Origin of the sequence: Pseudomonas azerbaijanorientalis (assembly GCF_019139795.1) — a bacterium.
Taxonomy (GTDB): Bacteria; Pseudomonadota; Gammaproteobacteria; order Pseudomonadales; family Pseudomonadaceae; genus Aquipseudomonas; species Aquipseudomonas laurylsulfatiphila.
This window is the reverse complement of record NZ_CP077078.1, coordinates 857,315-883,172: the sequence shown is the minus strand read 5'-3', so window position 1 is coordinate 883,172 and position 25,858 is coordinate 857,315. Positions and strand designations below refer to the sequence as shown.

Below are 25,858 nucleotides of genomic sequence, written 5' to 3'. Positions count from 1 at the left end.
ATGTTGGATGTACCTGCCTTTTCGCGAGCAAGCCCGCTCCCACATTGGAACCATAGTGTTTTCAAGGATTGCGCATGACCAGCCTCCCCATCATCGACATCGCCCCGCTCTACAGCGACGACCAGAACGCCTGGCCAGCCGTGGCCGCACAAATCGACCACGCCTGCCGCGAGTGGGGTTTCTTCTACATCAAGGGCCATCCAATCAGTGTCGCGCGCATCGACGCCCTGCTCGACCACGCCAAACGCTTCTTCGCCCAACCCACCGCCGAAAAACTCAAGATCGACATCACCCAGACCCGTCACCATCGCGGCTACGGCGCCATCGCCACCGAACAGTTGGACCCGAGCAAACCCAGCGACCTCAAGGAAACCTTTGACATGGGCCTGCACCTGCCGGCCGACCACCCCGACGTACTGGCGGAAAAACCCTTGCGCGGCCCCAATCGCCATCCCTCCCTGCCCGGTTGGGAAGCGCTGATGGAGCAACACTACGTCGACATGCAGGCCCTCGCACAAACGCTGTTGCGGGCAATGACCATTGCGCTGGGCATTGAGCGCGATTTCTTCGACACTCGCTTCAATGACCCGGTCAGTGTGTTGCGCCTGATCCACTACCCGCCGCGTCACACGGCCAGTTCCACCGAGCAGCAAGGCGCCGGCGCCCATACCGACTACGGCTGCATCACCCTGCTCTATCAGGACGCCGCCGGTGGCTTGCAGGTACGCAACGTCAAAGGTGAATGGATCGACGCGCCCCCCATTGACGGTACGTTCGTGGTCAACCTCGGCGACATGATGGCGCGCTGGAGCAACGACCGTTACCTGTCGACGCCGCACCGGGTGATCAGCCCCCTGGGCGTGGATCGTTATTCGATGCCGTTCTTCGCCGAGCCGCACCCGGATACCCGCATCGAATGCCTGCCCGGTTGTCAGGATGCACTGCACCCGGCGAAATACCCGGCCACCACCTGCGCCGGGTTTCTGCTCTCGCGCTTCGCCGATACCTACGCCTATCGACGGGAACAGGAAGCGGGGTGATGAACCGCCTGGTCAGGTTTTACCAATTGTTGCGGCAACCCTCTGTAGAATGGCGACCATTGCACCTGATGAGAAAAGAATCATGTATGACTGGCTGAACGCCCTGCCCAAGGCAGAATTGCATCTGCACCTGGAAGGCTCGCTGGAGCCCGAGCTGTTGTTCGCCCTGGCCGAGCGCAACAAGATTGCCTTGCCATGGAGCGACGTCGAAACTTTGCGCAAGGCGTATGCCTTCAACAACCTGCAAGAGTTCCTCGACCTGTATTACCGAGGTGCCGATGTACTGCGCACCTCCCAGGATTTCTATGACCTGACGTGGGCGTACCTGCTGCGCTGCAAAGAGCAGAACGTGATTCACACCGAACCGTTCTTCGACCCGCAGACCCACACCGACCGTGGCATCCCGTTCGAAGTGGTGCTCAACGGCATCGCCGCCGCGCTGAAGGATGGCGAGCAGCAGCTGGGTATCACCAGCGGTTTGATCCTGAGCTTCCTGCGCCATCTGAGCGAAGACGAAGCACAGAAAACCCTCGACCAGGCGCTACCGTACCGCGATGCGTTCGTCGCCGTGGGCCTGGACAGTTCCGAGATGGGCCACCCGCCAAGCAAGTTCCAGCGCGTGTTCGACCGTGCCCGTCACGAAGGCTTCCTGACCGTCGCCCACGCCGGTGAAGAAGGCCCGCCCGAGTACATCTGGGAAGCCATCGACCTGCTGAAAATCCAGCGCATCGACCATGGCGTACGCGCCATCGAGGACGAGCGCCTGATGCAGCGGATCATTGACGAGCAGATCCCGCTGACCGTATGCCCTCTGTCGAACACCAAGTTGTGCGTGTTCGATCACATGTCGCAGCACAACATTCTCGACATGCTAGAACGCGGTGTGAAAGTGACCGTGAACTCCGATGATCCGGCGTACTTCGGCGGTTATGTCACGGAGAACTTCCATGCCCTGCACACCCACCTGGGCATGACCCAGGACCAGGCCAGACGCCTGGCGCAGAACAGCCTCGATGCGCGCTTGGTGAAACCCTGAAGGCAAACGCAAACCTTGTAGGAGCTGGCTGCCAGCGATGCTGAATGGGAGGCCACCATCGCCAGCAAGCCGACGACTACAGTGCCATTTCCAACTCGGTTTCCAGGGCAAAGCGATGAATTTCGCGCTGCCCGGAGGCCGTCACCTGCAAGGCTCGGGAATCGTTGGGCAGGCTCAGCCACCCCGACTGCATGAACAACTGCAACAAGGCGGCCCCCAGCGAGCCGCCCATGTGCGGGCGTCTTTCGCTCCAGTCAGGGCACGCGCAGGCAACCCTGCCGTTGCGATGGGCCAGCGCCTGGATGAACACTCCCCGTGCCGCCAACTCCGTCGCGCCCTTGAGCGTGACCGTGACCCGCTGATCCGAATGCTCGATCCAGCCCGCTTCCAGCAGTCGCTGATACAGGTCGGCGGACAGAGTCCCCCCCAAGTGATCGTTGCACAGCCGGGCACTCAGCAGTGACGAGCGCACTGCCCGGGGTTTGACCAGTGGCGCATTGCGCTTGAACACCTCCGGAATATCCTGGTGCGCGCTGGCGAAGGTCGCGCTGGCCAGCGCTTCGATTGCCGCCCCTACCTCGGGGGCAGCCAGGCGGAAGAAGCGTTTGCGGCCGCGGCTTTCAACCTTTAACAGACCTCCAGCGGACAAACGTCCCAGGTGTGCACTGGCCGAAGACGGTGACAGGCCGGCCAGTAATGCCAACTCTTCGGTTGCTCGCGCCGAACCATCCATCAAGGCCCACATCATTGCGCTGCGCTTTGGGTCAGCCAGCAATGTGGCGATCTGGCTGATGCAAGGTGCATGTTCCATGTATTCACTCCCTGTTGAATCGTTTCGTCTTCTGACCAGAAACATCTTGACCAGTAATGTGTCGTCGGCCAATCCGTGGAAACTGCCATGAATCCGGCAACGCCTTGCTCACCCATTGGCGCTGCCTGGCCGATGCCGCGAAGGTCAGAAGGATGACCGTGCTGCCGGGCCGACTCGAACGTGGACCCGCCATTGGGGCTCGACGCTACTTACATGATGAGGGCGCTAGTATATGCGGGTTGGTCGGCGGATCCTGTCCTCCGCCCGGCATAGGTGGTGATAGTTCCTGAGGGAAATTTCTCTTTTTTTGTACGACTAATGATCGATATCCGAAAAGCCCGGAAATTGACTGCTCAACAGGGCGCATCGGCTGACAAGCATTTCGCGCAACAGGTTCACCGGCTTACTCAATTGCGCGCGATGGGCGCACAACAGATTCAACGGTGCGCGCTCGCAGAGCAGTTCCGGCATCAGCACCTTCAAGCGCCCGGCCAGTACATCGGCGGCGACATCGAGCCAGGATTTGTAGGCGATCCCGGCACCGGCCACGGCCCAAAGGCGAACGACGTCGGCATCGTCACTGAAGCGATCGCCGCTGACGGTCAGGCTGACTTCGCGTTTGCCGTCGTGAAAACTCCAGTGATCGTGGACCCTGCTGCCGAGCATGTACAACAGGCAATTGTGCTGTGCCAGTTGCTCCAGATGCCGCGGTTCGCCGTGGCGAGCCAGATAGTCGGGAGCGGCGCACAACACCCGGCGGTTCTGCGGGGCGATGGGCAGCGCCACCAGGCTGGAGTCCTCCGGTTCACCGTAGCGCAGGGCAACGTCTACCGGCTGGCGGAACAGGTCGGCGATGCGGTCCCCCAGCAGCAGGCGCACGGTCAGTTTCGGATGCTCGCGCTGAAACTGGTCAAGCCAGGGCAACAGCAGATTGCGGCCAAAGTCCGACGGCGCCGACAGTTGCAGAACCCCGCTGACCTGGTCCTGACCGCTGGCCAGTAATCGCCGGCCCTCGTCGAGATTGCTCAAGGCCGCGCGGGCGTATTCGAGAAAGCCCTCGCCCTCGGCGGTCAGGCGCAAGCTGCGGGTCGAACGGGCCAGTAGACGGGCGCCGAGTTGTTGTTCGATGCGCTTGAGCGCTGCACTGGCCACCGCCGCCGACATGTCCATGCCCCGCGCGGCGGCGGACAGACTGCCCAGGTCCGCCGCCCGCACGAACAACTGCAAGTCATCGAAACGCAGCATCAAGAACACCTATTATCAAAAAAACATTGAAAGAGACTGCTCTTTTAGCCGGTTTTATCTTCAGGAGAAATAGCCAATCATCTCCCCCCATCGAATCACTTCTTTATTAGTGTTCAGGAGTCCCCATGAAAGCCATTGCCTACTACGCCTCGTTACCGATCAGTGATGACAAAGCCCTGCAAGACATCGAGTTGCCGGAGCCGGTTGCCGGCCCTCGCGACTTGCTGGTGGAAGTCAAAGCCATCTCGGTCAACCCGGTAGACACCAAGGTGCGCCAGAACGTCCAACCCGAAGGCGGCGCGGCCAAGGTGCTGGGCTGGGACGTGGCTGGCGTGGTCAAGGCTGTGGGCAGTGAGGTGACGCTGTTCTCGGTCGGCGACAAGGTGTTTTACGCCGGCTCCATCGCGCGGGCGGGTGGCAACAGCGAGCTGCATGTGGTGGACGAACGCATCGTCGGCCATATGCCCAAGACCCTTGGTTTCGCCGAGGCCGCCGCCCTGCCGCTCACCGCGATCACGGCCTGGGAACTGTTGTTCGAACGCCTGCAAGTGCGCGAAGGCAAAACCGACGAAGGCCAGAGCCTGTTGATCGTCGGCGCGGCAGGTGGCGTGGGCTCGATTCTTACGCAGCTGGCTCACCAGCTGACGGCCCTGAAAGTCATCGGCACCGCTTCGCGCGCGCAGACTCAAAGCTGGGTAAAAGAGCTGGGTGCCGATCTGGTGATCGACCATGGCCAGCCACTGAGCGAAGCACTCAAGCTGGCCGGTGTGGATCAGGTCACCCACGTCGCCAGCCTGACCCAGACCGACCAGCACCTGGACCAACTGGTCGAGGCATTGGCGCCCCAAGGCAAGCTGGCACTGATCGATGACCCCAAGTCGCTGGACGTGAGCAAGCTCAAGCGCAAGAGCCTGTCGCTGCACTGGGAGTTCATGTACACCCGTTCGCTGTTTGAAACCGCGGACATGATCGAGCAGCACAACCTGCTCAATCGCGTCGCCTGGCTGATCGATGCCGGAACACTGAAAACCACGGTGGGCGAACACTTCGGCACGATCAATGCGGCCAATTTGCGCCGTGCCCATGCCCTGCTGGAAAGCGGCAAGGCCAAGGGCAAGATTGTGCTGGAAGGGTTTTGAAACGCTGTAAAAAACCCTTTCCGGTTTCATCCTTTCTGCGTTTTTCGTCTGCGACCGGAACGTCCCGGTCGCAGACAACCCATTTGGACGCCATCGAAAAGTCGTGTTTTTTTTGGTTACAAACCGTCAGTCCGACAGTTGATCCTTGTCACAATGCTGCTCCTATTCAGGACTACAATCGAATCTCCTGCGAGGCAGTCTTTTGCGTAACGTCTTTTACAAGAGGAGTTCGGCTGTGAAGATCCTGATAAAAGAATTGGCAAAATCCCAGTGGCAAGTCCGCTTAGACCAGCATGCGGTGACCTTCCGCAGCGAAGCAGAAGCTCGCGCTTTCACGCGTACCCTCGAAGCCCGTATCCAGGCCCCTCACCAGATCCCCATCCTCCACCCGCAGCGCGCTGCCGGCTGATTCCGGCCTCAAACCTGGGCTTGCGCCAGCGCCCGGGCATTTTGCAAACGCCGGGTGAGCACCGCAGCGCTCACCACCAGAACTCCGCACAGGCTGATGACCATGGCCATCGGCACGGCGCTGCCATCGTGCAAAACGCCCACCAGCGCGGAGGCACCGGCCGCCACGCTGAACTGCAGGCAACCGAGCAGCGCCGAGGCGCTACCGGCCCGTGAGCCCTGCCCGTTCATCGCGCAGGCGGCGGCGTTGGGGCTGATGCAACCGAGGCTGGAAATACAGATGAACAATGGAATCAGCAGCGGCCACAGCTGGGCCGTGTGCAAAGCGCTGACAGCGAGCAGGGTCAGACCGGCCGCGAGATAAACCCACACCGCGCGCTCCAGCAAGAAGGTCGGGCCACGTTTGGCCAGCAGCCGCGCGTTGACCTGCGCCACCAGAATGAAGCCCGCCGCATTGGTGCCGAACAACCAGCCGAAATGCTCGGCCGGAACGCCGTAGAGCTTGATGATGATGAAGGGTGAACCGGCGATGTAGGCAAACATCCCGGCGATGGCGATGCCCCCGGTCAAGGCATGGCCAAGAAATATCGGGTCGGCCAGCAACCGACCGTACTGGCGCAGCGCGCCCGACAGCGGTTGGCGCGGTATGTGGGCCGGCAAGCTTTCCGGCAATCCCGTGGCCACCGCCAGCCCCGCCAACGCACTGAACCCGGTCAAGGCCAGGAAGATCGACTGCCAGCCTGTGGTGTTGACCAGCAACCCACCCAGCAATGGCGCGAGGATAGGCGCAAGCCCCATCACCAGCATCAACTGTGAAAAGACTTTCGCCGAGCCCACTGCATCACACTTGTCGCTGACCACCGCCCGGGAAATCACCATGCCCGCGCAGCCACCCAACGCCTGGACGAAACGCGCACCGATCAGCCATTCCAGATTCGGCGCATAGGCGCACGCCACCGAGGCCGCGGTGAACAGACCGACACCAATGAGCAACGGAATGCGTCGCCCGAAACGATCCGCCACCGGGCCATAGGCCAACTGACCGATGGACAAGCCGAGGAAGTAGGCCGCCAACGTCATCTGGACGTGATTTTCGTCCGTACCAAAAGCCAGCGCCATGGCCGGGAAGGCCGGCAGGTAGAAATCGATCGCCAGCGGACCGAAAGCGCTCAAGGCGCCGAGAATCAGAATGGTACGGAAGTTCATCAGGCATCCAGTGAGGCAGGAGTCGGCAGCCCGACAGTCTAGCCGCGCATGGACGCCTTGAACATTCCGGTAGCTCGCTAACTATCAAAATCAGGCCAGTTTGACGCCATACCCCTCTTCGCTGATCGCCTCGATCACTTGCTGGGCAGTCAGCGCACTTTCGACACCGACTTCTTTAGCCGCCAGATCGACCCGCACACTGGCTGCCGGGTCCTTGGCCTGCACGGCCTGAGTGATGGCCTTGACGCAGTGGCCACAAGACATGCCTTCAACGTTGAACACTTGCATGGGATGACTCCTTTTCCGAGGGTTGAGTCCAGTTTCGAGCTTGCCACCATGGCAAGGTCAAGTTCTGAAGATTGCTGCCGGGCTGGCAATCGGCGCTACGCTCGGCCAAGCTGCGTCCATCAATGACTCGAACTCAGGAGATTCAGCCATGCGCTGGTCGGTTTTCAGCCTGTTTGGCTTTCTCAGCCTTTTCGCCGCCGTGCCTTCGGTCAATGCTGCCGGTCAGGATTATGGCGTGCTGATCATTTCCCGCGAACGCCTGGAAGTCGCGACCAGCTGCGAGATCGGTGTGTACATCCAGGATCAATTGGCGGCGCGGCTGTTTCAGGAGCAGAGCACCTCGTTCAACCTGCCGCCCGGCATCGTCTCGCTGCGCCTCAAGTTGCTCCCTGGGCAGATGCCGGGTTGCAATCCGGGCATGCTCGCGCCGGGATCGCAGGATATCCAGCTCAAGGCCGGGGATGTCCTCAAATACCGGATCGCGATGACGCAGGAAGGCATGTATCTGAAACGCGCCGGTCTCGGCTACTGACACACAGCCCTTGTGGGAGCGGGCTTGCTCGCGAAAGCGGTGTGTCATGCAACATTGATGTCGACTGACACGACGCCTTCGCGAGCAAGCCCGCTCCCACATTCAATCAGTGACACGTCTAAGATTGGCACTTGACCTTGCCAGCATGGCAAGGTTGATCCTGTGGTCATCTACTACAGGGAGTGCGACCGATGTCCGAATCCACCACGTTCGACCTGCCGATTGCCGGCATGACCTGCGCCAGTTGCGCCGGGCGTGTCGAGCGCGCCTTGAGCAAAGTCATTGGCGCCAGTGCCGTCAGCGTCAACCTCGCCACGGAACAGGCCCGGGTCCAGGCACCCAGCGACAGCCTTCCAGCCCTGATGGATGCCGTGGCCAAGGCCGGCTACAGCGTGCCACAGCAAAATCTGGAACTGAGCATCGACGGCATGACCTGCGCGTCCTGCGTCGGTCGGGTCGAGCGGGCACTGGGCAAGGTGGCGGGCGTGAAAAGCGTCAGCGTCAACCTGGCCAACGAACGCGCCCACCTTGAACTGCTCGGCCAGGTCGATCCGCAAACCTTGATCGCGGCCGTGACCAAGGCAGGTTACACCGCCAGCGTATGGGAAGCCGAACACCCACTGGCCGACAATCAGCAACAGCGCCTGCATCGCGAACGCCTGGCCTTGATCATGGCCATCGTCCTCGCCTTGCCGCTGGTCTTGCCGATGCTGCTGCAACCGTTCGGCGTGCACTGGATGCTCCCGGCCTGGGCGCAATTCGCCTTGGCCACGCCGGTGCAATTCATCTTCGGTGCACGATTTTACGTCGCGGCCTGGAAAGCCGTACGCGCCGGGGCCGGCAACATGGATTTGCTGGTGGCCCTGGGCACCAGCGCCGGTTATGGCTTGAGTGTGTATGAATGGGCCACCGCCGCCGGGCGCATGCCGCACCTGTATTTCGAAGCCTCGGCGGTGGTGATCGCCCTGGTATTACTGGGCAAGTACCTGGAAAGCCGCGCCAAGCGCCAGACCGCCAGCGCCATCCGCGCCCTCGAAGCCTTGCGCCCGGAACGGGCGATTCAGGTGCTCGATGGCCGTGAGCAGGAAGTCGCCATCAGCGCCCTGCGCCTCAATGACCTGGTGATGGTCAAACCCGGTGAGCGCTTCCCGGTTGATGGCGAAGTGATAGAAGGCCAGAGCCACGCCGATGAAGCACTGATCAGTGGCGAGAGCCTGCCCGTGCCCAAACAGCCCGGCGACAAAGTCACGGGCGGCGCGATCAACGGTGAAGGCCGGTTGCTGGTGCGTACCCAGGCCCTCGGTGCGGAAACCGTACTGGCACGGATCATCCGCCTGGTGGAAGACGCCCAGGCCGCAAAGGCGCCGATCCAGAAACTGGTGGATAAAGTCAGCCAGGTGTTCGTGCCCACCGTACTGCTGATTGCCCTGGCAACCCTGATCGGCTGGTGGCTGTATGGCGCGCCGATGGAAACCGCGCTGATCAACGCCGTGGCGGTGCTGGTGATCGCCTGCCCTTGCGCACTGGGCCTGGCCACGCCGACGGCGATCATGGCCGGCACCGGCGTTGCGGCACGCTACGGGATTCTGATCAAGGACGCCGAAGCCCTGGAGCGTGCCCATGAAGTCAGCGCGGTGGTATTCGACAAGACCGGCACCCTGACCTCCGGCGCCCCGCGCATTGCTCATCTGAGTGCCATCGACGGCAATGAAGCGAGCCTGCTGCAACTGGCCGGCGCCCTGCAACGCGGCAGTGAGCATCCGCTGGCCAAGGCTGTTCTGGATGCCTGCGCCGAACGCCACTTGAAGGTGGCCGACGTCAGCGACAGCCAGTCCCTGACCGGCCGCGGCATTGCCGGCACACTGGAAGGTCGTCGCCTGGCCCTGGGCAATCGTCGCCTGCTGGAGGACAGCGGCTTGAACGCCGGACCGTTGGCCGACTCGGCGATCGCGTGGGAACAAGAAGGCCGGACCTTGTCCTGGTTGATCGAACAATCCCCCGAACCCCAGGTGCTGGGCCTGTTCGCCTTCGGTGACACCCTCAAGCCCGGCGCGCTGCAAGCGGTGCAGCAACTGAACGCACGGAACATCAGCAGCCACCTGCTGACCGGCGACAATCGCGGTAGCGCCAAGGTGGTGGCCGAGGCGCTGGGCATCCAGGACGTGCATGCCGAGGTGCTGCCGGCGGACAAAGCCGCCACCGTCGCCGCTCTGAAGGAAACCGGCGTGGTGGCGATGGTCGGCGACGGCATCAATGACGCCCCGGCACTGGCCGCCGCCGACATCGGCATCGCCATGGGGGGCGGCACCGACGTCGCCATGCACGCGGCCGGCATCACCCTGATGCGCGGCGATCCGCGACTGGTACCGGCTGCATTGGAGATCAGCCGCAAGACCTACGCCAAGATTCGGCAGAACCTGTTCTGGGCCTTTGTCTATAACCTGATCGGCATTCCGCTGGCGGCGTTTGGCTTCCTCAATCCAGTGCTGGCCGGTGCAGCCATGGCGTTGTCGAGCGTCAGCGTGGTGAGCAATGCGCTACTGTTGAAAACCTGGAAACCCAAGGACCTGGAGGACAACCGATGAACATCGGCCAAGCGGCCCGCCACAGCGGCCTGAGCGCAAAGATGATCCGTTACTACGAATCCATCGGCCTGCTCAAGGCGGCCCATCGCACCGACAGCGGTTATCGAGTGTATGGCGATGACGATCTGCACACGCTGGCGTTCATCAAGCGCTCGCGGGACCTTGGGTTTTCCCTGGAGGAAGTCGGCAAGTTGCTGACCCTCTGGCAAGACCGCCAGCGCGCCAGCGCCGATGTGAAGGCTTTGGCCCGTCAGCATATCGATGAGCTGAACCGGAAGATCCGTGAACTGGGGCAGTTGCGCGACACGCTGCAGGATCTGGTTGAGCACTGCCATGGCGATCACCGGCCGGATTGCCCGATTCTGAAGAATCTGGAGTCGGGGTGCTGTGCCACCCCGGCCCGCGCGTGATTGCAGGGCACCGCAAAACCCTGTGGGAGCGAGCTTGCTCGCGATAGCGGTGTATCTGATACATCAATGCTGGATGTGCCGACGTCATCGCGAGCAAGCTCGCTCCCACAGGTATGGTGTCTGTCACATTGAATCTGTAACCCACAAAAAACCCGGCCGAAGCCGGGTTTTTCTTTAGCCGATCACTGCATCCACGGCGGAGGCGGTTCTTCGGTCTTGCCCGGCGGCGCATCGTCCGCCGCGCGTACGGCTTGCTTGCGCTCTTCATCCAGGCGTGCGGCCTCGATTTCGCGCATGATGCCGCCCACATCGGCCAGCTCTTCCGTATCGGCGAACTCGCCGGTCAGGACACTGGCCGGGTGCAAGGTGCCGGCCTCGTACAAGGCCCACATTTCCTTGGCGTATTTGGTCTTTTTCAACTCCGGCGCAAATCGCCCGAAGTAGGACGCCATGTTGCCCACGTCGCGCTCCAGCATGCTGAACGCGTGGTTGTTGCCCGCCGCATCAACCGCTTGCGGCAGGTCGATGATCACCGGGCCGGTCGGCGTCAGCAGCACGTTGAACTCGGACAGGTCGCCATGCACCAGACCGGTACACAACATCAGCACGATCTGCGAAATCAGGAACGCGTGATATTCGCGGGCCTGGTCCGGTTCCAGCACCACATCGTTCAGGCGCGGCGCGGCATCACCGTACTCGTCGGCCACCAACTCCATGAGCAGCACGCCTTCAAGGAAGTCGAACGGCTTGGGCACCCGCACACCGGCATTGGCCAGGCGGAACAGCGCCGCCACTTCAGCGTTCTGCCAAGCGTCTTCGGTTTCCTTGCGGCCAAACTTGGAGCCCTTGGCCATCGCCCGGGCCTGACGGCTGTTGCGCACCTTGCGGCCTTCCTGATACTCGGCCGCCTGACGAAAACTGCGTTTGTTCGCCTCCTTGTAGACCTTCGCGCAACGTAACTGGTTACCGCAGCGCACCACATAAACAGCTGCTTCTTTACCACTCATGAGTGGGCGCAGCACCTCGTCGACCAGACCGTCCTCGATCAGGGGTTCAATGCGTTTTGGAGTCTTCATCAGCTTTTATTGTGGGTCCTTTATTACCAAACACGCGAAAGTCATTCGTTATACGGCAATCCACTCACGGGGGGGAGGGGTTGCCGACTTATGAACATTGCACAAGCACACAATGTGCCGATTTCAACGGGTAAAACCGACGACCGCCACGGGTCACTCCGGATCATAGCCGAGCCTGCGTCACTTGTTGTGCAAGGACATTGAGGGCAATTGCGACAGAAGCCGACACCACTTCTGAATCCTTCCGTAGGATTTTTCCCAACAGGCCTCAATTTCCTCCGACAACAGCCGAAGTCCTTAGTGACAAAGTGATTTGTCCGACAATCGCAGCCACAACAAAAGCGATGCCGCACTCAAGGACCCGGGTTGACCAAGAACGTTTACGGCAGCCAATAAACCGCGAGTCATCTGCACTGCGTGGGCCTACAAGAAAATCTGGAGCGCGGATGAACATCAAACAGAAGTTGACCTGGGCGTTTGCAATCATCGCCTGCCTGCCCGTGGTGCTGGTCGCCACCCTCGTTGTGCTGAACCTGCGCAGTGATGCCAGGGACGAATTTATCGACGGCAGTGCCCGCGAGATTCGTCAGGTCAGCAACGCCATGCAATTGTTCTTTGACAGCATCAGCCAGAACGTCGATTACCTGGCCAGGCAGCCGCTGATCCGAAACTCCGACGACAGCCTCAAGACTTACATGGCTGCCAACGCCGAGAGCGTTCCCCAGGGCGAGATGGACAAGAAGGTCTTCACCCTGCTCCAGGACCTGGGCAACAGCCACCCGTCCTACGCCTATGCCATCCTCGGCACGGCGGCGGGCGGCTACGTGTCGTGGCCGGATGATCCGAAGCTGAACAACTACGACCCGCGCCAGCGCCCCTGGTACAAGGCCGCCCAGGCCAAGCCGGGCAAGCCGTTCCGCACCGAGGCCTACTACTGGGCCCAGGACGACGCGACCTACGTCAGCACCGTGCGCACCATCGACAACAAGTTGGGCACCAACGGTGGCGTGGTCAGCATCGACGTGACGCTCAAGCAGCTCACCGAAATCGTCAAACAGATCAAGCTCGGTGAAACCGGCTACCTGATGCTGCTGGAAAACACCGGCACGGTCCTGGTGGATCCGAAACAACCGGAACACAACTTCAAACCGCTGAACAGCCTGGGCGAGGGCTACGCGCAACTGGCCAAGGCCGGCAAGGGCCTGGTGGAAGTGGAGTTGAACGGCGAGCGCTACATGGCCAACGTCTGGCCGTCGGAGCAACTGGGCTGGACCTTCATCGGCCTGATCAAACAGAACGACGTGATGAGCTCCGCGACCCGGTTGACCTGGTTGATCGCCATCATCGCCGCCGTCCTGGCCGTCATCTTCGCCATCGTTGGCGCCAGTTTTGCCAGTCTCATCGTGCGTCCGATCCGCAGCGTGGCCAGCGGCCTTGAGGGCATCGCCCAAGGCGAAGGCGACCTGACCCAGAACCTGCAAATCCGTGGCAACGACGAAACCGCGCAGCTGGCCAACTGGTTCAACCAGTTCCTGACCGCGATTCGCAACCTGATCCAGAACATCGGCGGCGCGGCGGGCAAGATCCTCGCCACGTCCAAGAGTTCGACCCAGGTCTCCAGCGACATGGCCGAAGCCGCCGGACGCCAGCGTGAAGCGGTGGACATGGTGTCCACGGCATTCCACGAAATGGTCGCCACCGCCAACGAAGTTGCGCGCTCTTGCAGCCAGGCGGCGGAATCCGCCGACAGTGGCCAGCGCCAGGCGCGCGAAGGTCAGCAACAGATCGATGCGGCGGTGAACAGCGTTGATCGCCTGAGCCAGGAAATCGAACAGTCAGCCCAGTCGATGCAACAACTGGAGCGCGACAGCAACGACATTCAGTCGATCCTGGGGACCATCCGTTCGATCGCCGAACAGACCAACCTGCTGGCGCTGAACGCCGCGATCGAAGCGGCCCGGGCCGGTGAACAAGGCCGCGGCTTTGCCGTGGTGGCCGACGAAGTACGAGCCCTGGCCAAGCGCACGGCCGACTCCACGGCGGAAATCGACGGACTGCTGGGCAACCTGGCCAAACGCACAAGCCAGGTGACCCAACAGATGCACGCCAGTCTGGAAGTGTCCCAGCAATCGGTGACGCGCATCGGTGAGGCGCGCAACAGCTTCGGGCAGATTCGCGAGTCGGTGGACGTGATCCGTGACATGAACACCCAGATCGCCACGGCGGCGGAACAACAGCATCAAGTGGCCGAAGACATCAACCGGCACATCAGCCAGATCCATGGCGATGCGCAACTGGTGGCGGAACTGGCCAACTCGGCACGCCTGGACTCCCAGAGCCTGGCCGGGCTGTCGAACGAACTGGACGGGCTGGTGCGCAGGTTCCGTACCTGATCAGCCGGCACACCCCCAAACCCTGTGGGAGCGAGCTTGCTCGCGATGGCGGTATATCAGGCAACATAGATGTTGAAGCTGATGGCCTCATCGCGAGCAAGCTCGCTCCCACAGTTGTTTTAACTCAACGTTCGATGATCGCGGTCACCCCCTGCCCGCCCGCCGCGCAAATCGAAATCAGCCCCCGCCCCTTGCCCGCCGCATCCAGCAACTTCGCCAGGTTGGCGACGATGCGCCCGCCCGTGGCGGCAAACGGATGCCCTGCCGCCAGTGAACTGCCCTTGACGTTGAGCCGACTGCGGTCAATAGAGCCCAACGGCGCATCAAGCCCCAGACGGGTTTTGCAGTACTGCGGATCCTCCCACGCCTTCAATGTGCACAGCACCTGCGCGGCGAAAGCTTCGTGGATTTCGTAGTAGTCGAAGTCCTGCAAGGTCAGGCCATTGCGCGCGAGCAAGCGCGGCACAGCGTAGACCGGCGCCATCAACAACCCTTCGGCACCGTTGACGAAATCCACCGCCGCCGCCTCGCCGTCACGCCAATACGCGAGAATCGGCAGACCGCGCTCCTTCGCCCATTCCTCGCTGCCCAGCAGCACCAGTGACGCCCCATCGGTCAGCGGCGTGGAGTTGCCCGCCGTCAGGGTGCCCTTGGCGCTTTTCTCATAGGCCGGCTTGAGTGCGGCGAGCTTTTCCAGGGTCGAATCCGGGCGCAGATTGTTGTCGCGGGTGAGTTCCAGGAACGGCGTCATCAGATCGTTGTGCCAGCCTTCGGCATAGGACGCCGCCAGTTTCTGATGGCTCTCAAGCGCCATTTGATCCTGGGCTTCACGCGGGATGTTCCAGGTCTGGGCCATCAGCTCGCAGTGCTGCCCCATGGACAACCCGGTGCGTGGCTCGCCGTTGCGCGGGAACTCGGGGATCAGATGCTTCGGACGCAATTGCAGGAAGGTTTTCAGTTTGTCGCCGGTGGTTTTCGCGCGATTGGCTTGCAGGAGGATTTTGCGCAGACCTTCGCTGACACTGATCGGTGCATCCGAGGTGGTGTCCACGCCACCGGCGATACCGCAATCGATCTGGCCCAGGGCAATCTTGTTCGCCACCAGCAACGCCGCTTCCAGCCCGGTGCCGCACGCCTGCTGGATGTCATAGGCCGGGGTGGCGGGCGACAACCGCGAGCCGAGTACGCACTCGCGTGTGAGGTTCATGTCCCGCGACAACTTGAGCACGGCGCCGGCGACCACTTCGCCGATGCGCTGGCCATGCAGGTTGTAGCGCTCGATCAGGCCTTCGAGGGCAGCGGTGAGCATCACCTGGTTACTGGCAGTGGCGTAGGGGCCGTTGGAGCGGGCGAAAGGAATCCGGTTACCGCCGATGATCGCGACGCGGCGCAGCTGGGTCATAAGAACTCCTGATGAATTATCTGAACTGAACACTGCCCCTTGTGGGAGCGGGCTTGCTCGCGAAGGCGTCGTGTCAGTCGACATCAATGTTGCATGACACTCCGCTTTCGCGAGCAAGCCCGCTCCCACAGGGACAGCGTTGCACCATAAATCCTGCGACAAACTAATCTGCTGTAACCAAGCGTAGGCCTTATCTCGTGGATCGAACGACTGATCGCCATTCATGGTCCACACTTTGAACCCAAGCTTTCGGAGCGCGTTCCATGTCTGACCGCTATATCGACTTCGCCAATTCGTCCATCGGCCATCGCCTGGTCGGTGCCCTGGGATTGCCGACACCGACTCGACTGGAGCGCTGGCAGGCAGGCCGGCTGCGCCCCGTGGAAGGTGCGCTACTGATCGGAGGCGGGCCATTGGCGGAACACGTCAGTGCCTTCGCCAACCGCCTGACCGACGCGATCTACAGCTACGGCACCGAACCTTCGATGGCCACGGCCTGGATTCCCGGCCATGGACCGAAACTCAAGGCCGTGGTGTTCGACGCCAGTGACCTGCTGCACACCGATCAGCTCAAGCAACTGCGCGAGTTTTTCCAGCCGTTGATGAAGAACCTCGATCACTGTGCGCACCTGGTGATTCTCGGACGCGATCCGCAAAGCCTGCGTGACCCGTTCGCCGCCAGCGCCCAGCGTGCCCTGGAGGGATTCAGCCGTTCCCTGGCCAAGGAGTTGCGCAGCGGTGGCACCCTGCAATTGATCTACGTCGGCGAAGGGGCCGAGGCGCAACTGGAAGGCCCGCTGCGGTTTTTCCTCTCGCCCAAAAGCGCCTTCGTGTCCGGGCAGGTCATTCGCCTGAATCCGTGCTCGACGCCCGTCAGCGACTGGACGCGCCCGCTCGCCGGGCGCAAGGCACTGGTTACCGGCGCGGCGCGCGGCATTGGCGCCGCCATCGCCGAGACCCTGGCCCGTGAAGGTGCCGACGTCATCCTGCTCGATGTGCCGGCGGCCAAAACCGATCTCGATGCCCTCGCCGCACGCCTTGGCGGACGAAGCATCAGCCTCGACATCTGCGCCGAAGATGCAGCCTCGCAGTTGATCGAACAATTACCCGACGGCCTCGACATCGTGGTGCACAACGCCGGCATCACCCGCGATAAAACCTTGGCCAATATGACCCCGGACTTCTGGGACGCCGTACTGGCAGTCAACCTCAACGCACCGCAAGTGCTGACCAAAGCCCTGCTCGATAGCGGCGCCCTGCACGACAACGCCCGGGTGATTCTGCTGGCCTCCATCAGCGGCATCGCCGGCAATCGCGGGCAAACCAACTACGCCGCGAGCAAGGCCGGGCTCATTGGCCTGGCGCAAGCCTGGGCGACGCTGCTCACCGAACGCGGCATCAGCATCAACGCCGTGGCACCGGGATTCATCGAAACACAGATGACCGCGCACATACCCTTCGGCCTGCGCGAAGCCGGACGGCGCATGAGCTCCCTCGGCCAGGGCGGCCTGCCACAGGACGTCGCCGAAGCCGTGGCCTGGCTCGCGCAACCGGGCACCGGCGCATTCACCGGGCAAGCGTTGCGCGTATGCGGGCAAAGCGTTCTGGGGGCTTGAGGATGATCACCGACTGGCACACTCTCAACCGCGAACCGAGCCTCCCGGGGTTGTACGCTCGAGCGGCGACACGGCGAAAAATCACCGGCACCACCCTGCCCGATTCGGGTTTGCGCTGCTGGGTCGACGTCGATCCCAAACGCCTGGCGGCCTATCGCAAGGTCTGTGGCTTCGCCGACAACGGCCTGCTGCCGCCGACCTATCCTCATATCCTCGGCTTTGCCTTGCAGATGCAATTGCTCACGGCCAGGGACTTCCCGTTCCCGCTGCTGGGCCTGATTCACCTTAGCAATCGAATTCGTCTGCTACGCCCTATGGGTGGGGTAAGTCGGGCGCGTGTCGGCGTTCAGGTGCAGAACCTGCAACCCCATGCAAAAGGCGCGACGTTCGATTTGCTGACCACCCTCGACGATCAACTGGGGCCGTTGTGGGAGGCACAAAGCCGGATGCTCTGCCGCGGCGTCAAACTCGAGGGCGAACCGCTTGAGGAGAACCTGGTAACGAGTCTGGACATGAACGAAGTCGAACACTGGAAAGCGCCCTCGGACATTGGTCGGCAATACGCCAAGGTGTCCGGCGACTACAACCCGATCCACCTGAGCGCGGCCAGCGCCCGACTCTTCGGCTTCCCGACCGCCATCGCCCATGGCCTGTGGAACAAGGCGCGCACGTTGGCTGCTCTGGCCGGGCACCTGCCTGTGGCGAACGTCGAGATCGCGGTGCAGTTCAAGAAGCCGGTACGTCTGCCCGGTGAGGTGACGCTGCTGGCCAGCGAGCCGGGGGCGAGCGGGGACTTTCAGTTGGTGGGTGTCGGGGAACTGGAGCACATGGTCGGGCACTGGCGGCCGGTGGCCTGATAAGTCCGATGTTTGTGGCGAGGGCTTGCTCTCGCCGGGCTGCGTACATCCAGATAATCAGGCCGGCCGGTAGGCCGCCTTCGCGAGCAAGCCCGCTCCCACAGGGTCGAGGTACATCCGCCAGGTTCAGGTCGGCTGTCAGGCCGCCTTCGCGAGCAGGCTCGCTCCCACAGAAGAGCAGAGCAAAAGCAGATCCGCATACCCCCACGCGCCTCACCACTCAACAGGCCGAGCGTTAGCTCGCCTGCCGCTTTTGATCTTGATCCACCCGCCCCCTCGGCAGGCTGAGCGCAGGTGTTCATCCGGGGATGGGCGCGCAGCGCCGTTCGACGCAGTCGAACTCATTGCATGTAGGTCGAAGCGAAGCCGACCGGAGGGCAATGCCCCCGGATGAATACCGGAGCGAAGGAACCCCGAGCCTAAGCGAGGGGCCGTACGTAAGGGGCGAGACCTTTTGGTTACTTTTGGGGCGTTTGCCAAAAGTGACCCGCTGTAAGAGCGGAACCATAAGCCGCCGTTACCGCAGAAATGGATATGTACTCACCTCACCCCTTGACCAAATAAACCTGCGGCAACGGAAACAGATTATTCAACGTCTCCAACAACCGCACGTGATAAATCGGCTTGCGAAAAAGATCCAGCACCTGCAAGCGCAACATATCACTGACATCATCCATACCCGCATGCCCCGACATCACAATCACCGGCAAATGCTCACGAGACGTATGCTCGCGCAACCGCCTGATCAACGACATGCCGCTCTCCTCCGGCATGCGCAAATCAGTGATCACCAAAGCGATATCGGGATGCCGGGTCAGATGCTGCAGTGCAAGCTTGACCGAAGTGGCGGTAAAACAATTGAACCCCTCACCCTCCAGCAACTCCGCCAACTCAAGCAATGCGTCCTCTTCGTCATCCACCAGAAGCAGCTGTTGGCGTGGCTGTGCGTGAACGTTCATGAGGTGATACCTGCAAGGGACGAAGCGCTGACGTTAGAAACCCTGAATTGTCGACGTCCTTGTCACAGCGCCGCTTGAATAGTGTTGAACGTGTTCGTGATGGCGGTCTGGACACCCGTGCTGAAACCGGCGAGCACCACCGCGACCATGGCGGCAATGATCGCGTACTCGATACCGGACGCACCCTCGGTATCCTTGGCCAGGCCCTTGTAAAAAGCGATCCCGGATTTGACCTTCTCAACAAGCTTGGAAAAAGACATGACATTTCTCCTGGACGACGACGGGTGTTGCACCGACGCAACATGATTCCCCAGTGCCAGCACCAGCATTGTCGGCATTCCGCAGCCCAACAACTGTAAATACGCATTAACACTAAAGTATTAACCGTTTCGTTGACGTCAAAAAACGGGTCGTTTTATCGCAACTTTGCACTTTCGTTAGATATTTTCCACGCGCTAATGGCATTTTGCTCTACCTGCGCTACGGTCAAATAGCGAAATAGTTCCATGTTCATAGCTGCCTGATTGCGAAGTTTTCTCGTTGGACTTGACGGGGTTTGCGCAGCAGGAAAGGGAGAGCCTTCATGAACAGCCGTGTCACTCTGGGTCTCGCCGGATTGTTTCTGGTCGGTGCCATCATTACCGGTTACTGGGGACTCACATTGAGTCGCCAACCGGCTCCCGAGGCCGTTGCCCAGTCCACCGTCAATGCACCGCAGGTCATCGCACAGGCGCCACTGTCGACAAATGACCCGACCCGCCATCCCGTGGTCGTGCTGGTCAACGATGTCGCGCCCTATACGCCGATCACCGCCGCCGATGTCGTGCTGGAACAGTTGCACACTGCTCCGGCCGGCAGCCTGACCAGCCTCGACCAGGCGATTGGCCGCACCCCTTGGCGCGCCCTCACCGCCGGCAGCTGGCTCAACGACGAAAGTTTCGAAGCCGGCAGCAAGCTGTCGCGGATGATCCGCCCCAATGAACGCGCCCTGGCGGTCGCCACGGACGAAGTGGTCATTGTCGGCGGGCAACTGACGCCGGGCGATTATGTCGATGTGCTGCTGTTTCTGCGCATGGACACCCTCAACCCTCAGCCGACGGCCCAACTCGTGGTGCCGGCCTTGCGGGTGCTCGGGGTCGGCGAGCAGTTGGGGTTGACCAACGACGGCCAGCCTTCCAGCCCGGCACGCAACGCCGAGGAAAAACTCAAACAGGATCAATCGCGCGCCGCGGCCCGAACCGTGTTGCTCGCCGTTCCTGAACAACTGGTGAGCCGCCTGATGCTCGCGACCCAGGCCGGCGTGCTGCGCCTGGCCGTGCGCAGCGCCGATGAGAAACGCCTGGCGCGCTACTGGGCCGGCGAAAGCAACTCTGCCGCCAACCTGGCCAATGCCAACCGCGAGTTGTTGCAATTCAGCCAGCTGGCCATGACCGGTCCACCCAAACCTGTCACCAACTCTGTCGCCGCGCCGCGCAAGCAGAGCGTGGAAGTCATTCGCGGTAACGAGATCACTCAACAAACACCCTGAGTCGAGCAAGGATGCCTTTCCATGCGCAGACCTTTTACGCCATTGTTCAACGGCTTGATCCGGGCCACTTTGCCCGGCGGCCTGCCGGCAGGTGCGATATCACGTAGCGAGTTATCGCAATGAGCCAGAACCTGAGTCAAACCTTCCTCGCGATCACGCGCAACAGCACCGACCTGGAATGGCTGCAAGGTGCCCTTGCGCCCTTGGGCCAGGTGGTCAGCGCCGGTGGCGGCAGCCTCGACGAACTGTTGGCACTGGTGGACGTGACCTGCGCCAGTCTGGTGTTCATCGGCCTGGACCGCGACCACGTGGTCACCCAAAGCGCCCTGATCGAAGGCGCGCTGGAAGCCAAGCCGATGCTGGCGATCGTCGCGCTGGGCGACGGCATGGACAACCAGCTTGTACTCAATGCGATGCGCGCCGGGGCCAGGGATTTCGTGGCCTATGGTTCACGCTCAAGTGAAGTCGCGGGGCTGGTGCGACGCCTGAGCAAACGCCTGCCCGCTGTCGCGCCGAACACGCACCTGGGCCGCCTGACCGTGCTGTATGGCGTGCAGAGCAGCGCCGACGGCGCGCTGCTCTGCACGCACATGGCGCAAGTGGTGCAAAAAAGCGGACAGCACACACTGCTGCTGGACCTTGGATTACCCCGGGGCGATAGCCTGGCGCTGCTGGGCCTTGAAAGCTCGTTTCATTTCGGCGATGCATTGCGCCATTTGCGACGCCTGGACGCGACACTGATCGACAGCGCCTTCACCAGTTGCGAAGCCGGGCTGCGCATCCTTGCCTACGCCAGTGGCGATGAACCGCTGGAGCACACCAGTGCCGCCGAGCTGTACATGTTGCTCAGCGCCCTGCGCCAACACTTCCAGCACATCGTGGTAAACCTCACCGGCCAACCCGACAGCGAAGCGCTGCGCACCTTCGTCAGCCATTGCGACAAACTGCTGTGGTACACCGATCAGAACGTGCTCGACTGCCGCCGCAACCTCACGGTGCTCAACTTTTGGCGCGAAAAAGGCATGAAGCTCGATCACGCCAGACTGCTCGTGGACCGCTACCTGCGCAACGTCGCACCGGACGCCGACACCCTGGGCAAGACGTTCGGCCTGGAGATCATCGCCACCCTCGCCTACAGCCCGGAAGTGCGGCTCAACGCCAAGAACCAGGGCCTGACCTTGTTCGAACTGGCCCCGCGCGAGGGCCTCACCCAGAGTCTGCGCGCACTCGGCGAGCGCCTGGCCAGGCACTCCGAAGGCCTGGTCAAACCCAAGACCGGCTGGTTCAACCGCTTGAGGGGCGCACAATGAGCAGTGAAAAACTCTTCGGCTCCCCCCATCGCGGCGCGGTCGGCAATACCGACCACGAAGGCCTGAAACTGGTGCTGCACCGCTACATCATCGACGCCATCGAAGAGTCGGGGAAAAACCTGCTGGAGGGCACGCGCCAGGCACTGTCGCAATTCGTGATCGACAAGGTGGCCGAGTACATCGCGCGCTTGCACCTGGCGATTTCCCGCTATGAAATGGAGCGTCTGGCCGAGGAGATCGTCGACGAACTCACCGGTTTCGGCCCGTTGGAAGTACTGCTGCGCGACCCGGCGGTGACCGAGATCCTGGTCAACGGTCCACACCGGGTATTTGTCGAACGCGAAGGCTTGCTGCATCTGAGTGACTTGCGCTTTATCGATTCGCACCACGTCGAACGTGTCATGCAACGGATTCTCGCGCCCCTGGGCCGGCGGCTCGACGAGTCTTCGCCCATGGTCGACGCGCGTCTGCCGGACGGCAGCCGGGTCAACGCCATCATTCCGCCAATTGCCCTCGATGGCCCGTGCCTGTCGATCCGCAAATTCCGCCAGGACATGCTCAAAAGCTCCGACCTGGTGGCGATGCAATCCATCGATCACGCGATCTTCGAATTCATTCAGGAAGCCGTAGGCAAACGCTGCAACATTCTGATCAGCGGCGGCACCGGCACCGGCAAGACCACGCTGCTGAACATTCTCAGCCAGTTGATCAACCCTCAGGAACGCCTGGTCACCATCGAAGACGTCGCCGAACTGCAACTGGGCCACCCTCACGTCGTACGCCTGGAAACCCGTCCACCGAATGCCGAAGGCCATGGCGAAGTAAAAGCCAGCGACCTGATTCGCAACGCCCTGCGGATGCGTCCGGACCGGATCATCCTCGGCGAGATTCGCGGAGTCGAAGTGGTCGATGTGTTGACCGCGATGAACACCGGCCACGACGGCTCGATGAGTACCGTACACGCCAACAACGCCCAGGATGCGCTGCTGCGCCTGGAGACCCTGGTGGGCCTGACCGGCCGCAGCATCGCCGAGCGCACCCTGCGGCAGATGATCTGCGCGGCGCTCGACGTGGTCATCCAGCTCACGCGCATGCCCGACGGCCGCCGCTGTGTCAGTGAAGTGGTGGAAGTCGTCGGTGTGCGCGACGACGTGTATGTCACCAACACGCTGTTCCGTTTCGACCGCCACACCGGGTTCGGTTTCCTGCGCGAAGCCGTGAACCCGGCTGGCGACAAATTGCGCCGGGACTCGGCGCTGTCTCCCTCGGCGTACTGAGGCCACGGCATGCTCAAACCGGCGCTGCTCACCCTCGTTTGCCTGATCTTTCTCGGCCTGGCTCTGCGCCTGTTCTATGACGGCTTACGCCAGACCGGCAACGAACGAATTCTGGGACGCCTGAGCCAGGGGCTACCGCTGCGGGTCGAGCACAAGTCGTCATGGGCGGGCCTTGAGCGGGCGTTCCTGCGCGCAGGACTCGGACGGCCCACCGAACGCCTGGGTCAATGGCTGCTGTTCTGGATGCTCGGCGTGCTGCTGGGGATTGCCCTGGGAGGCTGGATCGGCGCGCTGCTGGTGCTGCTGGTGCCTCCGGTGGCGGTACGACTGTTCGTCAGCTGGCGTTACCAGCGTCGCCTCAGTCGCATGATCGAACAGCTGCCGATGTTGCTCGACCATGCCGTACGCAGCCTGAAGTCCGGGCGGACCCTGGCCGATGCCGTGCTCGGCGCCATCGATGCGGCCGAAGACCCGTTGAAAAATGCCATGGGCCGGATTCAACGCAATGTGCAACTGGGGGTCAACCTGGCAGACGCCGCTTCGGACTTCGCCGAGCTGTACGAAAAAGACGAACTGCGCCTGTTCGCACTCGGCTTGAAGGTCAACCACCGTTACGGCGGCAATGCCAGTGAGCTGCTGGAAAACCTGATCAAGATGATCCGCGAACGCGAGCAAGCGGCACGCCAGTTGAAGGCCATGACCGGCGAAACCCGCATCACCGCCGTGGTCCTGGCCCTGCTGCCGGTCTCGGTCGCAGGCTATTTTCTACTCACCAATCCGACCTACCTGCTTTCCATGTGGCACGACAGCTCGGGGCAAACCATGCTGGCGAGTGCCTTCGGATTTCAGGTGATCGGTTGCCTGGCGCTTTGGCGCATGTTGCGTAGCCTATGAATACGAAGATGCTCTTGCTGGTGAGCGCGCTGCTGCTTTTCGGGGCTGCACTGTTGTTGCTCAGCGCTTTGCTGGAGCAAAGTCGACGGGCACGCCAGGTGGCCCAGCGACTCGATGGCAAGGCACCGGGTGATAGCCACCTCACCCAGCTTCTGCAAGCCCTGGGCGCCAGCCGCCTGGGGCAACAGTCGGTCAAAATGGACAACGAAACCCAGACCCTGCTCAACCGCCTGGGCTGGCGCAGCGTACGCCAACGCTCACTGTTCGCCGCCTTGCAAGTAGGCGTGCCGGTACTGGCGCTGTCCTTGTGCCTGTTGATCCAGGGGCTGTTCTACCCGAATGTGGAGAACCACTGGATCGCCCCGATGCTAGCCACCTGCATGGGCTATCTGTTGCCCAAGCGCTGGCTGGCCGCCGCTGCACAGCGTCGGCAAAAACAACTGGCCACTGAAACCTCGACCTTCATCGCGCTGCTGCGCACCCTGTTCGAATCGGGCATGGCGGTGGAGCAATCCCTGCGTGTGCTGAGCCAGGAGGGCAGGCAGTTGCTGCCCGCCCTGACCCATGAACTGCGTCTGATTCTGACCCGCGTCGATTCAGGCCTGGAACTGGGCGAAGAGCTGAACAAGACCACCCGCTTGCTTGCGGTAGACGAGTTCACCGACACCTGCGTGATCCTTCAACAATTGATCCATCAGGGTGGCGGCGCGATGAAGTCCCTGCTGGCGCTCAAACAGTTGCTCGACGACCGGCGCCTGACGCGCCTGCAGGAATACATCTCCAAGATGTCCGCCAAAATGTCCGTCGTGATGATGCTGTTTCTCTTCCCGGCGTTACTGATCGTCCTGGCCGGCCCGGGCTTCACCGCCCTGGCCCGGTCCTTTGGCCACTAATCCTGCGGATCGAGATTATCCAGCGCCCGGTTCACCGCCAGCTCACCCAGCATGATCACCTGCGCAATCCCCAGCATCGTATTGCGCTGTGAGCCCTGCAGAAACCCCGCGAAATCACTCGCCATCACACTCGCCGACGCCAGTGATTCACAGGCGTGGGCCAGCAGGGTTTCGGTGTCGATGTCCGGGGCGATGACGAACATCGTGCTGGGTTTGCGGGGGACAGATTGTTTGGGGGGATTTGGGGTGGGTTTGATCATGGTGAAGCTCCATTCTTGGATTGGAGTTCGCCATCACTGCGACCAAGCAGAAGGGTGGCGAACTGTACGCAGGTTGGTCGACCAGGGAATGGAAACCCGGCAGGGCCTGGGCCCTCCCACGCACGGCTCGCCATTAAGCAAGCACAAAAATGCCGCTCGCGCGGCACTGTGCGCCATTCTAAACCCGGGCGACCAAACCCGATCACTGAATTTGCAGTGACCGACAAAGGCTAGAGATCGCGCTTCCGACGGACAACCTGAAAAGCGTGTCGGAGATTTCCTGGGGATTTGAGGAAAACTACACAGGAATGTGTCGACTGGAAGGACGTCATCGCGGGCAAGCCCGCTCCCACAGGGTCGAGGTACATCCGCCAGATTCAGGTCGGCCGGTAGGCCGCCTTCGCGAGCAAGCCCGCTCCCACAGGGTCGAGGTACATCCGCCAGATTCAGGTCGGCCGGTAGGCCGCCTTCGCGAGCAAGCCCGCTCCCACAGGGTCGAGGTATATCCGCCAGATTCAGGTCGGCCGGTAGGCCGCCTTCGCGAGCAAGCCCGCTCCCACAGGGTCGAGGTACATCCGCCAGATTCAGGTCGGCTGGCAGGCCGTCTTCGCGAGCAGGCTCGCTCCCACGGGTCGAGGTACATCCGCCAGATTCAGGTCGGCCGGCAGGCCGCCTGCGAGCAAGCCCGCTCCC

The 25,858-nt window shown here is 61.9% G+C and carries 24 protein-coding genes and 1 pseudogene; 16 read left to right on the top strand and 9 right to left on the bottom strand.

The annotated features are described in order from the left end of the window. Positions 1-74 precede the first annotated feature (74 nt). Positions 75-1,040: an isopenicillin N synthase family dioxygenase gene (locus KSS91_RS03860; protein ID WP_217837110.1), complete on the top strand. Its 966-nt coding sequence runs from the start codon at positions 75-77 to the stop codon at positions 1,038-1,040. 82 nt (positions 1,041-1,122) lie between these two features. Next, positions 1,123-2,076, top strand: a complete 954-nt coding sequence (locus KSS91_RS03855; protein WP_217837109.1) for an adenosine deaminase — start codon at positions 1,123-1,125, stop codon at positions 2,074-2,076. Positions 2,077-2,152: 76 nt separating this feature from the next. Here KSS91_RS03855 and KSS91_RS03850 read toward each other — a convergent pair whose 3' ends face one another. Further along, entirely contained in the window at positions 2,153-2,887 is a 735-nt protein-coding gene (locus KSS91_RS03850) for an ArsR/SmtB family transcription factor (RefSeq protein ID WP_217837108.1), read from the bottom strand. Positions 2,888-3,202: 315 nt separating this feature from the next. Then, positions 3,203-4,132, bottom strand: coding sequence for a transcription regulator VimR (gene vimR / locus KSS91_RS03845; protein WP_217837107.1), 930 nt, complete (start codon positions 4,130-4,132; stop codon positions 3,203-3,205). Between the two features lie 125 nt (positions 4,133-4,257). On the opposite strand from vimR, the gene KSS91_RS03840 reads away from it, so the two are divergent. Both KSS91_RS03840 and KSS91_RS03835 read left to right on the top strand, forming a co-directional pair. Continuing rightward, positions 4,258-5,271, top strand: a complete 1,014-nt coding sequence (locus KSS91_RS03840; protein ID WP_217837106.1) for a zinc-binding alcohol dehydrogenase family protein — start codon at positions 4,258-4,260, stop codon at positions 5,269-5,271. 235 nt (positions 5,272-5,506) lie between these two features. Then, positions 5,507-5,680, top strand: a complete 174-nt coding sequence (locus tag KSS91_RS03835) for a hypothetical protein (protein WP_007971850.1) — start codon at positions 5,507-5,509, stop codon at positions 5,678-5,680. Between the two features lie 8 nt (positions 5,681-5,688). Here the strand turns inward: KSS91_RS03835 and KSS91_RS03830 are convergent, their stop codons facing one another. Together KSS91_RS03830 and KSS91_RS03825 are read right to left on the bottom strand one after the other, a co-directional pair. Further along, on the bottom strand, positions 5,689-6,885 hold the full coding sequence (locus tag KSS91_RS03830) for a multidrug effflux MFS transporter (protein ID WP_217837105.1): 1,197 nt from the start codon (positions 6,883-6,885) through the stop codon (positions 5,689-5,691). A 90-nt stretch (positions 6,886-6,975) separates the two neighbouring features. Then, positions 6,976-7,173, bottom strand: a complete 198-nt coding sequence (locus tag KSS91_RS03825) for a cation transporter (protein WP_007996466.1) — start codon at positions 7,171-7,173, stop codon at positions 6,976-6,978. A gap of 148 nt (positions 7,174-7,321) precedes the next feature. Here KSS91_RS03825 and KSS91_RS03820 point away from each other — a divergent pair, with 148 nt between their 5' ends. From KSS91_RS03820 to cueR, 3 genes are all read left to right on the top strand, one after another. Continuing rightward, complete coding sequence (locus KSS91_RS03820; RefSeq protein WP_102702253.1) at positions 7,322-7,705, top strand: hypothetical protein; 384 nt, start codon at positions 7,322-7,324, stop codon at positions 7,703-7,705. A 191-nt stretch (positions 7,706-7,896) separates the two neighbouring features. Further along, positions 7,897-10,290 carry a heavy metal translocating P-type ATPase gene (locus tag KSS91_RS03815; RefSeq protein ID WP_217837104.1) on the top strand — a complete coding sequence of 798 codons (2,394 nt, stop codon included), beginning with the start codon at positions 7,897-7,899 and terminating at the stop codon, positions 10,288-10,290. Next, on the top strand, positions 10,287-10,700 hold the full coding sequence (gene cueR, locus KSS91_RS03810; RefSeq protein ID WP_015093328.1) for a Cu(I)-responsive transcriptional regulator: 414 nt from the start codon (positions 10,287-10,289) through the stop codon (positions 10,698-10,700). Before KSS91_RS03815 ends, cueR begins: the two co-directional genes overlap by 4 nt. A 182-nt stretch (positions 10,701-10,882) precedes the next feature. Here cueR and KSS91_RS03805 read toward each other — a convergent pair whose 3' ends face one another. After that, positions 10,883-11,776, bottom strand: coding sequence for a PA4780 family RIO1-like protein kinase (locus KSS91_RS03805; protein ID WP_126049080.1), 894 nt, complete (start codon positions 11,774-11,776; stop codon positions 10,883-10,885). Positions 11,777-12,120: 344 nt separating this feature from the next. On the opposite strand from KSS91_RS03805, the pseudogene KSS91_RS28695 reads away from it, so the two are divergent. Beyond that, positions 12,121-13,311: pseudogene (locus KSS91_RS28695) on the top strand (cache domain-containing protein); the annotation flags it as partial. 90 nt (positions 13,312-13,401) lie between these two features. After that, positions 13,402-14,169, top strand: coding sequence for a methyl-accepting chemotaxis protein (locus tag KSS91_RS28690; RefSeq protein ID WP_371319548.1), 768 nt, complete (start codon positions 13,402-13,404; stop codon positions 14,167-14,169). A 124-nt stretch (positions 14,170-14,293) separates the two neighbouring features. Here KSS91_RS28690 and KSS91_RS03795 read toward each other — a convergent pair whose 3' ends face one another. Continuing rightward, entirely contained in the window at positions 14,294-15,571 is a 1,278-nt protein-coding gene (locus KSS91_RS03795) for an acetyl-CoA C-acetyltransferase (protein ID WP_217837102.1), read from the bottom strand. 263 nt (positions 15,572-15,834) lie between these two features. Here KSS91_RS03795 and KSS91_RS03790 point away from each other — a divergent pair, with 263 nt between their 5' ends. Next, entirely contained in the window at positions 15,835-17,187 is a 1,353-nt protein-coding gene (locus KSS91_RS03790; protein ID WP_217837101.1) for a 3-oxoacyl-ACP reductase, read from the top strand. A 2-nt stretch (positions 17,188-17,189) separates the two neighbouring features. Beyond that, the gene (locus KSS91_RS03785) at positions 17,190-18,044 is read left to right on the top strand and encodes a MaoC family dehydratase (RefSeq protein ID WP_217837100.1); all 855 of its coding nucleotides are present in this window, start codon (positions 17,190-17,192) and stop codon (positions 18,042-18,044) included. A gap of 545 nt (positions 18,045-18,589) precedes the next feature. Here the strand turns inward: KSS91_RS03785 and KSS91_RS03780 are convergent. Further along, positions 18,590-19,003, bottom strand: coding sequence for a response regulator (locus KSS91_RS03780; protein WP_217837099.1), 414 nt, complete (start codon positions 19,001-19,003; stop codon positions 18,590-18,592). A 62-nt stretch (positions 19,004-19,065) separates the two neighbouring features. Beyond that, positions 19,066-19,263 (bottom strand): Flp family type IVb pilin, encoded by a 198-nt coding sequence (locus KSS91_RS03775; RefSeq protein WP_217837098.1) that lies wholly within the window; start codon positions 19,261-19,263, stop codon positions 19,066-19,068. A gap of 323 nt (positions 19,264-19,586) precedes the next feature. Between KSS91_RS03775 and cpaB the strand changes: the two genes are divergently transcribed. The 5 genes from cpaB (at position 19,587) to KSS91_RS03750 (ending at position 24,905) form a co-directional block, all read left to right on the top strand. Next, the gene (gene cpaB, locus KSS91_RS03770; RefSeq protein WP_217837097.1) at positions 19,587-20,531 is read left to right on the top strand and encodes a Flp pilus assembly protein CpaB; all 945 of its coding nucleotides are present in this window, start codon (positions 19,587-19,589) and stop codon (positions 20,529-20,531) included. A 119-nt stretch (positions 20,532-20,650) separates the two neighbouring features. Next, a complete protein-coding gene (locus tag KSS91_RS03765) occupies positions 20,651-21,841 on the top strand; it encodes a CpaE/TadZ family protein (protein WP_217837096.1) in 1,191 nt (396 codons plus the stop codon). After that, a complete protein-coding gene (locus KSS91_RS03760) occupies positions 21,838-23,118 on the top strand; it encodes a TadA family conjugal transfer-associated ATPase (protein ID WP_217837095.1) in 1,281 nt (426 codons plus the stop codon). Before KSS91_RS03765 ends, KSS91_RS03760 begins: the two co-directional genes overlap by 4 nt. 9 nt (positions 23,119-23,127) lie before the next feature. Then, complete coding sequence (locus KSS91_RS03755) at positions 23,128-24,012, top strand: type II secretion system F family protein (RefSeq protein WP_217837094.1); 885 nt, start codon at positions 23,128-23,130, stop codon at positions 24,010-24,012. Next, on the top strand, positions 24,009-24,905 hold the full coding sequence (locus KSS91_RS03750) for a type II secretion system F family protein (protein ID WP_217837093.1): 897 nt from the start codon (positions 24,009-24,011) through the stop codon (positions 24,903-24,905). Before KSS91_RS03755 ends, KSS91_RS03750 begins: the two co-directional genes overlap by 4 nt. Here KSS91_RS03750 and KSS91_RS03745 read toward each other — a convergent pair. Then, positions 24,902-25,165, bottom strand: coding sequence for a DUF6124 family protein (locus tag KSS91_RS03745; protein WP_217837092.1), 264 nt, complete (start codon positions 25,163-25,165; stop codon positions 24,902-24,904). The two genes, KSS91_RS03750 and KSS91_RS03745, sit on opposite strands and share 4 nt — an antisense overlap. Between the last annotated feature and the right edge of the window lie 693 nt (positions 25,166-25,858).

Coding starts and splice junctions, on each gene's coding strand:
- KSS91_RS03860 (WP_217837110.1), top strand. CDS start 75: ATGACCAGCCTCCCCATCATCGACATCGCCCCGCTCTACAGCGACGAC.
- KSS91_RS03855 (WP_217837109.1), top strand. CDS start 1,123: ATGTATGACTGGCTGAACGCCCTGCCCAAGGCAGAATTGCATCTGCAC.
- KSS91_RS03850 (WP_217837108.1), bottom strand. CDS start 2,887: ATGGAACATGCACCTTGCATCAGCCAGATCGCCACATTGCTGGCTGAC.
- vimR (WP_217837107.1), bottom strand. CDS start 4,132: ATGCTGCGTTTCGATGACTTGCAGTTGTTCGTGCGGGCGGCGGACCTG.
- KSS91_RS03840 (WP_217837106.1), top strand. CDS start 4,258: ATGAAAGCCATTGCCTACTACGCCTCGTTACCGATCAGTGATGACAAA.
- KSS91_RS03830 (WP_217837105.1), bottom strand. CDS start 6,885: ATGAACTTCCGTACCATTCTGATTCTCGGCGCCTTGAGCGCTTTCGGT.
- KSS91_RS03825 (WP_007996466.1), bottom strand. CDS start 7,173: ATGCAAGTGTTCAACGTTGAAGGCATGTCTTGTGGCCACTGCGTCAAG.
- KSS91_RS03820 (WP_102702253.1), top strand. CDS start 7,322: ATGCGCTGGTCGGTTTTCAGCCTGTTTGGCTTTCTCAGCCTTTTCGCC.
- KSS91_RS03815 (WP_217837104.1), top strand. CDS start 7,897: ATGTCCGAATCCACCACGTTCGACCTGCCGATTGCCGGCATGACCTGC.
- cueR (WP_015093328.1), top strand. CDS start 10,287: ATGAACATCGGCCAAGCGGCCCGCCACAGCGGCCTGAGCGCAAAGATG.
- KSS91_RS03805 (WP_126049080.1), bottom strand. CDS start 11,776: ATGAAGACTCCAAAACGCATTGAACCCCTGATCGAGGACGGTCTGGTC.
- KSS91_RS28690 (WP_371319548.1), top strand. CDS start 13,402: ATGGCCGAAGCCGCCGGACGCCAGCGTGAAGCGGTGGACATGGTGTCC.
- KSS91_RS03795 (WP_217837102.1), bottom strand. CDS start 15,571: ATGACCCAGCTGCGCCGCGTCGCGATCATCGGCGGTAACCGGATTCCT.
- KSS91_RS03790 (WP_217837101.1), top strand. CDS start 15,835: ATGTCTGACCGCTATATCGACTTCGCCAATTCGTCCATCGGCCATCGC.
- KSS91_RS03785 (WP_217837100.1), top strand. CDS start 17,190: ATGATCACCGACTGGCACACTCTCAACCGCGAACCGAGCCTCCCGGGG.
- KSS91_RS03780 (WP_217837099.1), bottom strand. CDS start 19,003: ATGAACGTTCACGCACAGCCACGCCAACAGCTGCTTCTGGTGGATGAC.
- KSS91_RS03775 (WP_217837098.1), bottom strand. CDS start 19,263: ATGTCTTTTTCCAAGCTTGTTGAGAAGGTCAAATCCGGGATCGCTTTT.
- cpaB (WP_217837097.1), top strand. CDS start 19,587: ATGAACAGCCGTGTCACTCTGGGTCTCGCCGGATTGTTTCTGGTCGGT.
- KSS91_RS03765 (WP_217837096.1), top strand. CDS start 20,651: ATGAGCCAGAACCTGAGTCAAACCTTCCTCGCGATCACGCGCAACAGC.
- KSS91_RS03760 (WP_217837095.1), top strand. CDS start 21,838: ATGAGCAGTGAAAAACTCTTCGGCTCCCCCCATCGCGGCGCGGTCGGC.
- KSS91_RS03755 (WP_217837094.1), top strand. CDS start 23,128: ATGCTCAAACCGGCGCTGCTCACCCTCGTTTGCCTGATCTTTCTCGGC.
- KSS91_RS03750 (WP_217837093.1), top strand. CDS start 24,009: ATGAATACGAAGATGCTCTTGCTGGTGAGCGCGCTGCTGCTTTTCGGG.
- KSS91_RS03745 (WP_217837092.1), bottom strand. CDS start 25,165: ATGATCAAACCCACCCCAAATCCCCCCAAACAATCTGTCCCCCGCAAA.